We start from the raw sequence: 12,833 nt of genomic DNA, 5'->3' as shown, positions 1-12,833 counted from the left end.
ATTGCCCCTTGGGGGTTTATCGCCAGCCAATCCGAAGAGACCCCCCCAACTGTCGCGGGCGCGCCGCATCGCAGAACACTATTTTTGAGTGGGGAGTTGGTGCAATGCGGACTGGATGGCGATAGTGGCGGCGCCGCGGGCCCAAGCGTCGAAGCCCGATTCGTCGACTTGGACCGTGACGGGCTTGGCAGATGTAGAGCGTAGTTGGTCAACTCTTGCCGAGACCCGATCCCGATTTCGTAGGTACAGGCCTACGCCTTCGCCTGCGAGGACGATGGAGGACTGCAGTGTGAAGTTCGCGGCCAGTGCAAAAAATGTTCCCAGCGCGTCGGCAGCATCGTCGATGATCGTGCGCGCGGCCGGATCGCCATCGGCGGCCAGCTTGAGCGCTTCCTCGTAGCTCACAGGTCGGCCCAGCGCGGCGGAAACCTGGTTCGAAATAGCCGGCGAGGTCAGGAGCGCGCGGGAGCATCCGCGGTGTCCATCCGGGCAGACCGAACCGTCACTGCTGAGCGGAATATGGCCGCCGGTTCCGGTTCCTGCGTCCGGGGTCACTACTGTTTCACCGTTAACGACAAGCGCGTATCCGACGCCAGCGCCAATTGTCACAACAACAAACCCCGGCAAATCCTTACCGATCCCAAACCAGCGCTCGGCTTCGGCGAGGGCAATCAAATCGTTCTCGATGGCGACGGGACCGGAAATATTGGATGTCAGGAGCTCTGCGAAGGGGACGTTTTGCCACCCTAAGAACGGCGCGTTCTCCACGATGCCATCGCGGACCGTTCCCCCGAGCGAAACGCCGAGACCGACCAGATCCTCTGCCTTCAACTCGCCAATCGTTTTCTCAATCAGTTTTACGACGCCGTCGGGACTGGCGTCCTTGATCGGATGCGATCGTGAACCTAGGGGTTGCGCCCTAACATTGGTGTGAACCGCATAGAGCCGATCCCCGGTGAGCTTGATTCCAATGAAGGACCCGACGTTTTTGGCGACATCCAGCGGGCGGGAGCGTCGACCGACCGAGCCGTCGGCCACTTCACCGAGTTCCACGAGAAGGCCCCGATCCAGCAGCGGCTTTGCCAGCCGGGTCAGGCTCGCGGGAGATAGATCGAGCCGCCGGGTGAGGTCACTTCGCGAAATGGGGCCGTGGATCAACACGGACTGAGCCAGCGCGGTTTCGCTGTCCATGCTCGCCCTCCGGGTCAGAAGTTCTTTTACTCGGCTTGCGGGCGCAAGCGACAACTTCCAGTGTGCCAGAACCGGGATTGCTTCCACAAGAAAACCAAGAACCGGGATCGTTTGCGGCAATGAGCTCAAAAAATTAACTCTAGACGCCTAATTAGTTCCGTGCTAAAACTAATACATGCCAGAACGCATCAACGAGGATCACACAACCCAAGGCCTCATCCACCTTCGGCGGGGAGGCACAAGCGTTGTCCTTGACCTAGCCGATAACCCATCGATCGCCTATTGGGGTCAGGACCTCGGGAACGTTGGTCAACTGGAGCTCCACTCGCTCATTGCGGCCAACAAGCGGCAGCGTGTTTCCGGTGGACTCGATCAGAGCCCCTATTTGGGCATTGTCTCCACGCCCTCGAACGGTTGGCTGGGCACGCCAACGGTCGAGGGCCACCGCATTGGCGCAAACTTTGCACTCCACTTCGTCCTGACTGGAACCGAAGTCGCGGCGGGGGATACCGAAGACAGGATTCACCTTGACTATCAAGACCACGAGGCCGATCTGGAACTGCAGGTCGAAATGAGGCTCGGACAGTATGGTCTGCTCCACCAGCGAGCAACAGTGCGCAACGTGGGGGAAACGCCATTCACCCTCCAGACCCTGAACCTTACGTTCCCTCTTCCCTGGGACGCCACCGAAATCCTGGACACCACGGGGCGCCATCTCAAAGAGCGAACTCCGCAACGTCACGAACTCACTTTCGGCACGCATCTGCGGGAAAGCCGTCGCGGCCGCCCCGGCGCGGACGGCACACTCTTCCTCGCCGCAGGTACACCGGGGTTCGGCTTCGAATCGGGGCAGGTGCACGCGGTCCACCTCGCCTGGAGCGGCAACCACCGCGTGGCCGCGGAGCGCACCAACACGGGAGACAACTTCCTCTGGGCTGCAGAACTGTACCAACCGGGTGAGATTATTTTGCAGCCGGGGGAAGAAATCATGTCCCCTTGGGCAATCGCCTCCTGGGGGAACGGTCTCAATGAACTTTCGGCACGCTTTCATGAGGAGTGGCGCGCCCGCCCACAGCACCCGGGCAAACCACGGCCGGTGACGCTCAATACCTGGGAAGCCGTCTACTTTGACCACGACCTCACTACACTCACGGCGCTCGCTGACACCGCGGCCGAAGTCGGTGTGGAACGATTCGTCCTTGACGACGGTTGGTTCCGCGGCCGCCGGGATGACACTGCGGGACTCGGCGACTGGTACGTCGACGACACGGTGTGGCCCGACGGACTCCATCCGCTCACCAATCACGTCACCGCACTCGGTTTGGAGTTTGGGCTGTGGGTTGAACCCGAAATGGTCAACCCCGATAGCGACCTCGCCCGAGAGCATCCCGATTGGATCCTGCGCGGCCGGCGCGAACTTCCACCGGAGGCTCGCCAACAACAGGTACTCGACCTGTCCAACCCTCACGCTTACGCGTACGTCGCCGAACGGCTCCACGCGCTGCTCAACGAATATCCCATCGGTTACCTCAAATGGGACCACAACCGCGATCTTGTTGACGCCGGCAACGGCGCGGGCGGCCACGCCCAAACACACGCAAACGTCCTTGCCGTCTACCGCCTCATCGACGAAATCAAGGCCGCCCACCCCGGACTGGAAATCGAAAGCTGCGCGAGTGGCGGAGCGCGGGTCGACCTCGGGATTCTCGATCGCACCGACCGGATCTGGACCAGTGACAGTCTCGATCCGATCGAGCGCTTGGACAATCAGAAGTACACAGGGGTCGTTGTCCCACCCGAGATGATGGGCATGCACCTGACCACACCGCACGTGCATTCCACCGGGCGAACGGTAGACCTCAACCTCTCCGGTGCGGTGGCGCTCTTGGGGCACTTCGGCATCGAATGGGATCTCACAACCGTGACCGAGGATGAAAAACAGCGTGTCGCGGACTGGGTTCGCCTCGCCAAACGCGTCCGGAAACTTGTCGCCACCGGCACCATCATTCACGCCGACTCCGCTGGCATAGATCAGGGACTAGACGTTCGCGGCGTCGTCGACCATCAAAAACACCAAGCGTTCTTTACCATCACGCAACCGCGGACCGTGGTTGCCTCACCAACTGGACGCGTCCGTATCCCGGGACTTGACCCGGAGCGGTCCTACACCGTCACTATCGCCACTCCGGGAGGGCCCGTGCAGAACCCCGCGCAGTCACCGCTCGAATGGGCGCACGGCGACACCGTGCTCACCGGGCGGCAATTGGCGCTCGCCGGGATTCGTCCTCCGGTGCAAAATCCGCAACAGGCCACCGTGATCGAGCTTCGCGGCGAGGCCACCCTTTCTAGCGCAAGGAGGCGCATATGAGACAGCCGACACGGCGGTCCTTCCTCGCCGCAACCGGTATGTCCGCGCTCACGGCCGCGCTCGCAACGTCACTGGCGAGTTGCAGCAATCCGGCCGCCACGGACAGCAACGGCCAAACCACCCTCAACTTCTTCCAGTACAAAGGGGAAGCGCTCGAAGATTTCCAGAAACTGATCGATCAGTTTCACCAGGAGAACCCGAACATCCGGGTCATTCAGAATCAAGTTGCCGACGCCGAAACGGCGATTCGCACTCTGCTGGTGAAGGATCGCGCGCCGGACGTCATTACCTTGAACGGAAACGGCTCCTACGGGCAACTGGCCAAGGCCGGGGTCTTTCACGACTTTGCCGCAGATGCCGTCACCGGCACGCTCGATCCCAATGTCCAAAACATTCTCGCGGCGCTGGGCAGTAAGGACGGGGAGGTCAATGGGCTTGGCTACACGAACAACGCGAACGGGATCATCTATAACCGGGCGATCTTCGCCGAGCGAGGTCTCCAGCCGCCGGAAACCTGGGACGAACTGATCGAGATTTGTGAGAAGCTCCAGGCTGCCGGTGTCACCCCATTTGCCGGGACGCTTGCGGATAGTTGGACCGTCATGCCGTCCTGGAACGCGATTGGCGCGTATGCGGCGCAAGACGGCTTCTTCGACAAAATGCGCGCGGAGGGGGAGAACGTTGGTCCGAGCTCCCCGGTGTCCTTCTCGAAGGACTTCCCGGATGCGATGGCGAAGCAAGCGCAACTCTACGGTTACGCCCAAGACGGGTTCCGCGGCGCAACCTACGATGACGGCAGCGCGCTCTTCGCGAACGGCAACGTGGCGATGCTGATGCAGGGCATCTGGGCGCTGAGCCCGGTGAAAAACATTAATCCGGACATCGACGCCGCGATTTTTCCCTATCCGGTGCCAAGCGACCCTGCGGATCGGGTCCTAGTTTCCGGTGTGGACGTGGTCGTCACGATGCCGAAGAACGGTGCCAAGCAAGAGGCCGCCCTTACCTTCATCAACTTCCTGTTCCGTCGAGACATTATTGAGCAGTTTGCGGCGGCCCAGACCGTGTTCCCCTCGGTCCAAGGCGCCGCTCTCAGCGACGATCCGGCGTTGCAATCGGTGGCACCGTATTTCGAGGCGAACAAGATTACCGGGTTCATTGACCACCAGATCCCGCCGGCCATACCGCTGACCGGCATTATTCAGCAGGCCGTCTTCGACGGAAATGGAGAACAAGCCATGAACACCTTGGACAATGAGTGGCGCAAGGTCGCCGCCCGCACGATCCCCGTGACGGAGGGTTGAGATGGCCGTCACCGCCACTATTCAACCTGCGAAGCCAAAGCAAAAGCGCGCGGGCGCCGCCTACTACTGGATGATCTGGCCCGCGATCATCGCCTTCGCCGCTTTCCACACGGTCCCGATGCTTGCCGGCGTCTTCTTCAGTTTCACCAACTATGCCGGTTACGGAGAGTGGAACCTGGTCGGCATCGCAAACTACGTTAACCTCTTCCGCGACGACCGCGTTCTGGCGGCATACGGCTTCTCCTTCCTGTTCGCAATCACCGCGACGATCCTGACAAACGTCATCTCGCTCGCGATTGCGCTGGGGCTCAACGCGAAGATCCGCGCACGAAACTTCTTCCGCGGCATCTACTTTGTCCCGTACATCCTGGCGATTCTGGTGGTCGGGTACGTTTTTCAATTTATTTTTTCAAACTCGCTACCCAAGATTTTTTCGTCTATCCCGGTGATTCAAGAAAATATCTTGACGAATCCCGATTTGGCGTGGATCGCCGTCGTCATTCTGGCCGTGTGGCAGGCCTGCGCCTTTGCCATCATCATCTACCTGGCGGGCCTGCAAACCATCCCCGGCGAGCTGTATGAGGCGGCGTCCCTGGACGGCGCCAAGCCCGCCCGGCAGTTCCGTTCCATCACGTTTCCCCTGATCAGCGCGTTCTTCACGATCAATGTGGTGCTGAGCTTGAAGAATTTTCTGCAGGTCTTTGACCCGATTATCGCGCTCACCAACGGAGGGCCTGGCACTTCCACCGAATCCGTCACGATGCTGATTTTCCGCGGCGGATTTTCCGGTGGCGAGTTCGCCTATCAAACCGCAAACGCGGTGGTGTTTTTCATTGTCATCACCGTCGTTTCGCTACTTCAATTCCGAGTTCTGCAACGCAGAGAGGCGGATATGTAAATGAGTACCGTTGCCACGAGGCCGGCGATTGCGCCCGCCGATACCGACACCCGAAAAATCAACTGGTGGGCCACCGCCTTGATCGCGGTGTGCAGCCTGACCGTGATTCTGCCGCTCTACCTTGCCGTTGCGGTAGCGTTGAAAACCCCCGCGCAGCTGGCCGAAGGCAACGGGTTTGAGCTCCCGTGGCCGATCCGCTGGGAAAATTTCGCCGACGCGTGGCAGCGCACCGCGTTCCCGCAGGCGCTCGTCAACACGGGGCTGATCACGGTCGGCGCGGTGATTTTGACGCTACTGACGAGTTCGGTTGTTGCGTACGCGCTCGCCCGGAACCTGCACCGACGCACGTTCAAGGCCGCGTATTTTTATTTTCTCGCCGCGCTGTTTGTGCCGTTTCCGATCATTATGCTTCCGCTGGTGAAGCAGACCGCGCTGCTCGGGCTAGATAATCAAGCCGGCCTGATCATCCTGTACACGATCTATGGTCTGTCGCTGAACGTGTTCATCTATACGGCGTTCATCCGGTCGATCCCGATCGAACTCGAGGAGGCCGCACGTGTAGACGGCGCGTCAACGTGGCGCGTGTTTTGGCGGGTGGTGTTTCCGCTCCTTGGGCCTATGAACGCGACCGTCGGCATCCTCACCTGCGTGTGGGCGTGGAATGACTTCATTATGCCGCTCGTCATCCTGACCGATCCTGGTGCGCGGACGCTTCCGCTGGCGCAGTACGTGTTCCAGGGGCAATACAACACCGATTATCCGGTGGCGTTCGCGTCCTACCTGATGGCTATGGCGCCGCTACTGATCGTCTACATTTTCTCGCAGCGCTGGGTGATTTCCGGGGTCACGCGCGGATCGATTAAGTAGGGGCGGGTCATGGCGGTAGGTTAGGCCAGTGAAGTTCGACGGCGATGCTCGCCATGGGCGCCGCGCCTCGCCTAGAGTCGTGGCAGGCAGGAATATCGGACGGTGGGAGACGAGTCATGTCCAAGGTTCGCATTCACAATATGTTCGTCTCGATTGACGGCTACTCTGCGGGGACCGAGGTCACTTTCGAGAAGCCGATCGGGGAGGCCAGCGCGCTGTTTTCCGGGTTCGACGGGCGGTTCATTCACGGCGTCGGCGATATCGATGTGCCGCTCACCTTGGACCGCACACTCACGACGCTGTGGGGGCAGAATATTGGTGCCGAGATCATGGGGCGCCGGAAGTTCGGGCCGCAGTCGGGGCCGTGGACGGACGACGGTTGGCGCGGCTGGTGGGGCGATGAGCCGCCATTCAAGACGCCGGTCTTTGTGCTGACGAACCATCCGCGCGAACCGATTGAGTTCGCGAACGGGACGGTGTTCTATTTTGTGGATGCGTCGCCGGAGGAAGCGTTGCAGTTGGCAAAGGACGCCGCGGGCGGGTTGGATGTGCGCCTTGGTGGCGGCCCGAGTTCGGTGCGGGAGTTCCTCGCGGCGGATCTCGTTGACATGATGCACACGGTGACTGTTCCGGTAGTGCTGGGCGGAGGGACGTCTCTGTGGGAGGGGCTCGGCGGAATCCAGGAGCGCTTCGACATTGAGGCTTTTGTGGGCACTGGCGAGGGGCGCGTGCACCAGTTGTGGAACCGGAAATCTGATGGTGCGGGGGACCGTGGGTCAATCTAGCCCACATTCGTCGGCATTTCAGCCCCGCTTAGACGCCGCCCCGGATCGCTCGAACTCTCCATAGGTCGCTGACTAGGGCGAACGTGGCCGGCCGCCGGTTCCGCGCGCACTATGCGGGGCTGAAATGCTGAACAGCGTGTTCCAATGTGGGCTAATTCGGCCCGAGACGCGCTCAACCCAACAGCGCAGAAACCACCGCTGCCACCGTCACCGTGTTGAACACAAACGCGAGTACCGCGTTGACCGTCACTGTTAGCCGCATTTCCCGGGAGGTGACGCTGACATCGGTGGTGCCGAAGGTGGTCATGACGGCCATTGCGAAGTAGACGTAGTCGCTCCACTTCGGGTCTGGCGTTTCCGGAAAGTCCAGTGCCTTGCCGCGCTCCAAGATGTCGTCGGCGTGAAAGGTCACTGCGAAGGACACCACAATTGATACCCACGCGACCGCAATGAGCGCCGCCGCAATCGCGACTCGTACGTGTTCCGGTAGCGACGTCCCGCCAATCCCGGGCATCCAAATCATGGCGATCCCGAGGGCCGTGACCGAGAAAAACACCGAAACGCCCGGCCCCGGCGCCGCCCCAAGCACGTAGCGTTGCAAGAAGGTGCCGCGGTGATCGCGCGTCGCCCACTTGCGGATTTGCGCCGGCGACGCCTGAGAAAAGGCAACGCAGGTGATCACCAAGTAGCACGTGACGTACGCCAGTAACACCAGCACGCTGGCATCCAGCACCGCGATCCCCGGCGGCAGCGAACTCAGCGGAAGAACCACGACCGAGCCGAGAACTAGCGCGATTATTGCAGAGGCGAGAATGCGCCTGCGCTCGGACAGCCACTTCGCTGCCTTGACCTCTTTGGCCACTGTGCGCGCGGGCCGGTTGCCGTCTGCCATGTCCAGTTCTCCCTCAAAAGTGCGATTCACCAATCCTATTCGCCCGCACCCAGACCGCGAGTCGCCACGTCCAACGCGAATGGGCGCGCCATAAGCGTCGGACGTGGCAACTCGCGGGTAGACGTGGTGGGGGATTTATACGGCGGCGTTGGGAGCGGAGCGGCTGGGCCCATTGGTGACGGCGTGGGTCGCGGCGGCGTCCTCGGGGTTCTCTTCAATCGCGAAACGCCCTTGATCGCGGAAGTGCCCAATGACCACCAGGATCAGTCCGCCAACTGCCCAGGCAACGAGGGTGAGGGTCGGCCAGGCGAGATTCGCGTCTGGGAAATAGGACGCGTCTCGCAGCAAGGTCACGCCAGCGCCCGGCGGGAGATACTGGCCGATATCCCCCCACGGTGCGGGGTAGAACTCGCGCGGGAAGGTCGCAGCGGAGATCGGGTTACCGATGAGCATGAAGAGGACTGGGCCAACCGAGATCCCCGCGCGGCCAAAGATGGACGCAAACCCGACGATCACCGTTCCCATCGCAAGCAGCGTCAACGCGAACGTACCGGCGATGGCAAAGTAGTTTCCGCCGAGGACGTGGAACCAGCCTTGCATGATGCCTGCGATCGCGACGCCTGCGACACTCGCGTACACCAGCAACGCAACAACGCGCCGCCACGCGCCGGCAACCGCGAAAGTGATACCGATGCCGCCGATCAGGCCGCCGATGACCAAAGGAAAGGAAGCCGCGGTGAAGGCGGCGCCGCGCGGATCATCCTCGACAAGTGGCACCACGTCGGTCAACTCCACGGTCACGGTGGGTGCGGGGACGCCTGCGGCTTGAGCCTGCACGGCGGCCGCCTGTTGAAGGTTTTGCTCGAGGGTGCCGCGAAGTTGGGTCAGCATCTGATTGGTCACGGTGCTCGCCGCGGAGGAGGTCAACACTTCTGGTTTCTCACCCAAGATGATCGCGCCGTATGCCTCGCGTTGCTCGATCTGGTTTATTGCGGCCTCGCGATCGGAAACCTCCTGGAGTTTGAGAGCCGCCTCGGACTGTCCCTCAATCCCCGTCTTGACCTGATCCACCATCTGGCTGGGCCCGCTAATCGCGACGGGAAGGTCCTTCGGCTCGGCCGTGACGGCGGGCCACGAGAATGCGAGGACCACAATCGAGACCGCAATTGACAAGATGACGCCAAGGACCGCGGACTTGGGCCACGGAGTGTGCGGCGCATGAGGAGTATGGTGCGCGGCGGTGTCGCTTTGCGTCGCTTCGGCACTCGGAAGGCCGGCCGAGTCTGGGGTTGCTCGATGTGAAGGCATGTGAGGCTCCTGTTGCTCAACAAATAAAAACGAATGTTCATTCGGTATAGTTGTAGCATACGCTGTGGTGATAGGAGAAGTGCAGATGCCAAAAGTGACCGAAGAACATAAAGAGAGAGTCCGAACCCAGATCCTCGATGCCGCGCTACGGTGTTTCCTCAAGCGTGGGATGCGTTCGGCGACGATGGCGGACATCGTGGCTGAGTCTGGCCTGTCCGCCGGCGCGATCTATGTCTACTTTTCGGGCAAGCAGGAGCTTGCCATCGCCGCGGCTCGGCGCGTCATGGATGGGCGGATCGGCGAGCTCAACGCCGTCGCGTCACAAAGTCTGGTCACCCCGGGCGGAGTCCTGCGCATTCTTGGCGAAGGTGTCATCAGCGCCGGTATTGATCCGCGACTGGTCGTGCATTTGTGGGGCGAAGCCGCAAATGACCCCGAGGTGCGAGAGCTCGTCACGGAAGTGTTTACGGCGTTCCGAACGTCGGTCTCCACCGTTCTAGCGCCCTGGGCGGAGTCGGAATTGGGTCTGAGCCCGCGCGCGGCAAAGGCCTGGGCCAAGAAGAACGCGCCGCTCGTACTATCGCTATCGCAAGGCATGCTCCTTCAGCGCGCGCTCATCGATTCCTTCGACATGGATGCTTACGTGACGTCGGTTGACGCGCTGTTTGCACGGTGAGAACCGGCAAAAAGGAGGCATCGCCGTCGTTCTTCTGGGCAAGGTACGACGGCGACGCCTCCTTCCTCGCCGATCGGCACCTCAGCGGCGCTCGCCAAGGCTACGGTAAATCTGCCGCAATAATTTCCGCCATGAGCTGCCGGCGCTGCTTGAACTCGCGGCGAATGTCCGCGATCTCGGCGAAAAGGTAAAGATCGCAACCCGTGTGTGAGTTGGGCCAGCGTTGGAAGATGCGCCGTGCCGTGGCTTCGGCGTCCTCGGGATGGTGGTACTCCGTGAGCCGCAACCACCGTTTTGCGGCGCGGTACGCCTGCCATTCGAGGTCAAACATGGTGGCGTGGTCGGCGTCCAGGACGGCCAGGCGTTGGTCGAGCCAGGTCACGAGCAAACGCTCGACGGTGCGGCGGAGACCCGTGCCGGGCTCTTCCGGCGCATGCTGATGTGCGCATAATTCCTCGACGCGCTCTCGAATTCGCTTGAGCCCGTCGGCGCCGAGAGCGCGCTCATACGCGACCGGGTCCAACTTGAGGAACACATGAGTGCTGGCGAGCTGGTAATCGAGGAACCAATCAGCGACCATGCGCCCGTCTATGTCATCGGCGAACGGCTCGTAGGACCGAACATTCAGTTCAACGAAGCCGTTATAGAGGTCCTCGATCGCGCCCGTGGGATCGGGCGTTTCGGTGAAAAGGCGCGCCGCCCGCTCGAGCGCGTGGCTTGAGGTGATATGAAGTTCGCTGTCGTCCGGGGTGGCCAAGCCGAGTTTCTTGAAGCTCCAGCGGTCATCCGCGGCCCGTTCCAACCATGACAGCGCCTCCGTCATGCGGCGCTGGACTTCCGCCGCTGTGTTCTTCTTGGGTGGCTCGTTGGGGAGTGGTTCCAAGAGCGGCAGGACGATTTCGGAGAGTTCTTTCAACCGCGGGCGCATGGTTGTGAGTCTTCCTTATCTTTGCGCGTTGGGGCAATATCGGTGGGCAATTTGATGCACGACGGCGATGCTCGCCTTGGGCGCGCAGGGTTGCGTTTGGGTTGGGGTGCTTTGGGCTAAGCGCCTTGACGTTTCGACGTAATGGCGTAGAAAACAGGCAAGAGCGAATCAATGTTTGGGTGGTATCCGTGCAGGTCGGGGCGAGAATACTGGCTGGCGTTAATCCAGGTTTCTGGGTCGACTCTGTCAGCTTCGCGTCCTGTGTCCTTTGGGCGTATACATGGTGCACGATTGCCGCGCCCATTCATAGACGTCTTGGAAAAGTTGCGCGTGTATCGCTTGCACATGCGCCCCATCCCAGGATCGAGCGACAAGTTCTGGGTGGAGATAAAGCTCGACACGACGGACTGCCGACGCCTTAAACTCCCAATCGCGAAGTTCATCGTGGTCAGTGATTCCGGGTAGGTTCTTCAGCGTGGAAGTACTCGGAATGAAATACGAATCCCAAGTTTCAAAGACGTCCGGCATTAGTCTGAAAGCGTACTAGAGTTAGTGGCACTCTCAGAGTGAAGTTGCTCGTCGACGCTAAGGTCACCGCGAATTGTTTTGACAATCTCGGCAACATCCGCACTGTTGGGGACCCAGCCCTCGTGCCAGTTCGCGGCCAAGATCTGGCGGACTTCGTGACGTGCTTTATCATCGAGACTGTCCAATAACTCGGGCCAGTGACCTTCTAAGTCAAGTTCCTTCATGTCATGCTCCTCAAATTGAAGGGGTAGCGTGCCCATGTGATTTAGGGGATCAATGAAAGGCCACCGAATAGTTGGCTGCCACACGGCTGGCGCGACACGGCGCCGTGGCGGAACATGATGCCTCTATGCAAGTCCGCCGAAGAGCCGGCGGCCTCACCTGGTCGCGAAACTCAATGGCAACAGTGCACGCCGTGCCACAATGAAAGTCCACCGAAGAGTCGGCGGTCACGTTTAGGTGATGGAGTTAACCCCGGCGGGTTCTTTGTCTCCAGCCTCAATGAAAGGCCACCGAAGAGTTGGCAGCCACATCTACATGTAGTTCGATTCTACGCTCAATAGCCAATGCCTCAATGAAAGGCCACTGAAGAGTAGGCGGCCACTCGCGAACGGTGCCATTGACCACGGCGTTTTCGGGCCTCAATGAATGGCCACCGAAGAGTCGGCGGCCACCTTAGGCAGCGCGGCGTACTGCACCACGCTCGTGGAGGTCGCACCTCAATGAAGGGCCACCGAATAGTCGGCGGCCACGATCGCGTCCACACCGCTGACGAACTTCTGCCACACACCTCAATGAAGGGCCACCGAATAGTCGGCGGCCACTTCCCATGCTTGGGCGAGCCGGGCTTTCATGTCCACGGCACCTCAATGAAGGGCCACCGAATAGTCGGCGGCCACTATGGATGAGCAACGCCACGGAGCAACGTACACGCACCTCAATGAAGGGCCACCGAATAGTCGGCGGCCACTTTAGTGATGGAAGAACAGGCACCGGAGTTTTACGAACCTCAATGAAGGGCCACCGAATAGTCGGCGGCCACGAGGCTGGTTGACCACGACGCCCGGGAACGTCACCGAACCTCAATGAAG

The 12,833-nt window shown here is 60.8% G+C and carries 11 protein-coding genes and 1 CRISPR repeat array (1 of these 12 cut by a window edge); of the genes, 6 read left to right on the top strand and 5 right to left on the bottom strand.

All coding sequences use genetic code 11. The features are described from left to right. Window positions 1–78: 78 nt before the first annotated feature. Entirely contained in the window at window positions 79–1,320 is a 1,242-nt protein-coding gene (locus tag O148_RS15110; RefSeq protein WP_240470804.1) for an ROK family transcriptional regulator, read from the bottom strand. Window positions 1,321–1,366: 46 nt separating this feature from the next. Between O148_RS15110 and O148_RS0105875 the strand changes: the two genes are divergently transcribed. The 5 genes from O148_RS0105875 to O148_RS0105855 all read left to right on the top strand — a co-directional run bounded on the left by O148_RS0105875 (window position 1,367) and on the right by O148_RS0105855 (window position 7,410). Beyond that, the gene (locus O148_RS0105875) at window positions 1,367–3,559 is read left to right on the top strand and encodes an alpha-galactosidase (protein WP_051619905.1); all 2,193 of its coding nucleotides are present in this window, start codon (window positions 1,367–1,369) and stop codon (window positions 3,557–3,559) included. Further along, complete coding sequence (locus O148_RS0105870; protein ID WP_026530168.1) at window positions 3,556–4,860, top strand: ABC transporter substrate-binding protein; 1,305 nt, start codon at window positions 3,556–3,558, stop codon at window positions 4,858–4,860. Before O148_RS0105875 ends, O148_RS0105870 begins: the two co-directional genes overlap by 4 nt. Window position 4,861: 1 nt before the next feature. Beyond that, on the top strand, window positions 4,862–5,758 hold the full coding sequence (locus O148_RS0105865; protein WP_051619904.1) for a carbohydrate ABC transporter permease: 897 nt from the start codon (window positions 4,862–4,864) through the stop codon (window positions 5,756–5,758). Beyond that, window positions 5,759–6,625 carry a carbohydrate ABC transporter permease gene (locus tag O148_RS0105860; protein ID WP_051619903.1) on the top strand — a complete coding sequence of 289 codons (867 nt, stop codon included), beginning with the start codon at window positions 5,759–5,761 and terminating at the stop codon, window positions 6,623–6,625. It begins immediately after the preceding gene. Window positions 6,626–6,741: 116 nt separating this feature from the next. Further along, window positions 6,742–7,410, top strand: a complete 669-nt coding sequence (locus O148_RS0105855) for a dihydrofolate reductase family protein (protein ID WP_026530165.1) — start codon at window positions 6,742–6,744, stop codon at window positions 7,408–7,410. A gap of 172 nt (window positions 7,411–7,582) precedes the next feature. On the opposite strand, the gene O148_RS0105850 is transcribed toward O148_RS0105855, so the two are convergent. Together O148_RS0105850 and O148_RS15105 are read right to left on the bottom strand one after the other, a co-directional pair. Next, window positions 7,583–8,332: a DUF1345 domain-containing protein gene (locus tag O148_RS0105850; protein ID WP_205618170.1), complete on the bottom strand. Its 750-nt coding sequence runs from the start codon at window positions 8,330–8,332 to the stop codon at window positions 7,583–7,585. A 105-nt stretch (window positions 8,333–8,437) separates the two neighbouring features. After that, on the bottom strand, window positions 8,438–9,610 hold the full coding sequence (locus tag O148_RS15105) for an ABC transporter permease (protein ID WP_051619901.1): 1,173 nt from the start codon (window positions 9,608–9,610) through the stop codon (window positions 8,438–8,440). 85 nt (window positions 9,611–9,695) lie between these two features. Between O148_RS15105 and O148_RS0105840 the strand changes: the two genes are divergently transcribed. Next, the gene (locus tag O148_RS0105840; RefSeq protein WP_051619900.1) at window positions 9,696–10,286 is read left to right on the top strand and encodes a TetR/AcrR family transcriptional regulator; all 591 of its coding nucleotides are present in this window, start codon (window positions 9,696–9,698) and stop codon (window positions 10,284–10,286) included. Window positions 10,287–10,386: 100 nt separating this feature from the next. Here O148_RS0105840 and O148_RS0105835 read toward each other — a convergent pair whose 3' ends face one another. Together O148_RS0105835 and O148_RS15100 are read right to left on the bottom strand one after the other, a co-directional pair. Then, window positions 10,387–11,214: a hypothetical protein gene (locus O148_RS0105835; RefSeq protein WP_026530162.1), complete on the bottom strand. Its 828-nt coding sequence runs from the start codon at window positions 11,212–11,214 to the stop codon at window positions 10,387–10,389. Window positions 11,215–11,741: 527 nt separating this feature from the next. Further along, window positions 11,742–11,966 (bottom strand): antitoxin VbhA family protein, encoded by a 225-nt coding sequence (locus O148_RS15100; RefSeq protein ID WP_035745193.1) that lies wholly within the window; start codon window positions 11,964–11,966, stop codon window positions 11,742–11,744. 193 nt (window positions 11,967–12,159) lie between these two features. Further along, window positions 12,160–12,833: a CRISPR direct-repeat array (repeat unit 36 nt; unit sequence ACCTCAATGAAGGGCCACCGAATAGTCGGCGGCCAC) (it continues 536 nt past the right edge of the window).

It is taken from the genome of Haematomicrobium sanguinis DSM 21259 (assembly GCF_000688395.1).
GTDB lineage: Bacteria > Actinomycetota > Actinomycetes > Actinomycetales > Micrococcaceae > Haematomicrobium > Haematomicrobium sanguinis.
The sequence above is the reverse complement of the archived record's forward strand: the minus strand, read 5'-3'. Positions and strand labels throughout refer to the sequence as shown.

What these genes read in the sequence shown, in the direction of transcription:
- O148_RS15100 (WP_035745193.1), bottom strand. Translation starts at nt 11,966, where the DNA reads ATGAAGGAACTTGACTTAGAAGGTCACTGGCCCGAGTTATTGGACAGT.
- O148_RS0105865 (WP_051619904.1), top strand. Translation starts at nt 4,862, where the DNA reads ATGGCCGTCACCGCCACTATTCAACCTGCGAAGCCAAAGCAAAAGCGC.
- O148_RS0105860 (WP_051619903.1), top strand. Translation starts at nt 5,759, where the DNA reads ATGAGTACCGTTGCCACGAGGCCGGCGATTGCGCCCGCCGATACCGAC.
- O148_RS0105840 (WP_051619900.1), top strand. Translation starts at nt 9,696, where the DNA reads ATGCCAAAAGTGACCGAAGAACATAAAGAGAGAGTCCGAACCCAGATC.
- O148_RS0105855 (WP_026530165.1), top strand. Translation starts at nt 6,742, where the DNA reads ATGTCCAAGGTTCGCATTCACAATATGTTCGTCTCGATTGACGGCTAC.
- O148_RS0105875 (WP_051619905.1), top strand. Translation starts at nt 1,367, where the DNA reads ATGCCAGAACGCATCAACGAGGATCACACAACCCAAGGCCTCATCCAC.
- O148_RS0105835 (WP_026530162.1), bottom strand. Translation starts at nt 11,214, where the DNA reads ATGCGCCCGCGGTTGAAAGAACTCTCCGAAATCGTCCTGCCGCTCTTG.
- O148_RS15105 (WP_051619901.1), bottom strand. Translation starts at nt 9,610, where the DNA reads ATGCCTTCACATCGAGCAACCCCAGACTCGGCCGGCCTTCCGAGTGCC.
- O148_RS0105870 (WP_026530168.1), top strand. Translation starts at nt 3,556, where the DNA reads ATGAGACAGCCGACACGGCGGTCCTTCCTCGCCGCAACCGGTATGTCC.